At 76.1% G+C, this 794-nt stretch carries 1 protein-coding gene; it reads right to left on the minus strand.

The window, feature by feature from the left end; translation table 11 throughout:
• Positions 1–794: AMP-binding protein (locus JNW98_RS35785; RefSeq protein WP_223772409.1), on the minus strand; the 794-nt coding region annotated here is incomplete at both ends.

Genomic DNA, 794 nt, shown 5'->3' on the forward strand with positions numbered 1-794 from the left:
GGGGGAGGGGGGCGGCGGACTGCCGGGCGAGGTCCGGGTCCTCGACGTCCACGACCGCCGCCGGGGTCCCGTCGAGGCGGCCGGCGTGGTCCCGGGTGGTGACGACGGCCGTCGGGGCGGCGTCCCGGAGCACGAACGCAACGCGCTCGTCAGGGTTGTTGACGTCGACGGGGAGGTAGGCCGCGCCGAGTTTGAGGACGGCGAGGACGGCGGTGACGGTGTGCTCGGAGCGGGGGAGCAGCAGGGCCACCAGGTCCCCGGGCCGTACGCCGCGGGCCTCCAGCAGGTGGGCCAGGCGGTTGGCGTTCTCGTCCAGTTCGCGGTACGTCCACGAGCGGTCCTCGAACGTCAGCGCCACCGCGTCCGGGGTCCGCGCGACGTGCTCGGCGAACAGCGCCGGCACCGACGCGGGCGCGGCCGGTTCGGACAGCGCCGCGAGGTTGCCCCACGCGTCCAGCCGCGCTCGTTCGTCCTCGTCCAGCACGTCGAACGACGCCAGGGGACGGTCCGGGGCGGCCGCCGCGGCGGTCAGCAGCCGCTGCCAGCGCGCCACCACGCGTTCGACGGTGGCGGCGTCGAAGATGTCGGTCCGGTACTCGACGACACCGGTGATCCCGCCGGGCCGGCCGCCGTCCGCGAACCGCTCGCCGAGGCTGAACGCCAGGTCCATGCGGGCGGCGCCGATGTCCACCGACGCCGTCTCCACGCCGAGCCCCGGCACCGGGACGTCGACGTCCGCGGCGTCCCGCCAGCCGAACAGCACCTGCACGAGCGGGTGGTGGGCCTGGGTGCGG

This window comes from Streptomyces huiliensis (assembly GCF_020037025.1).
Taxonomy (GTDB): domain Bacteria; phylum Actinomycetota; class Actinomycetes; order Streptomycetales; family Streptomycetaceae; genus Streptomyces; species Streptomyces huiliensis.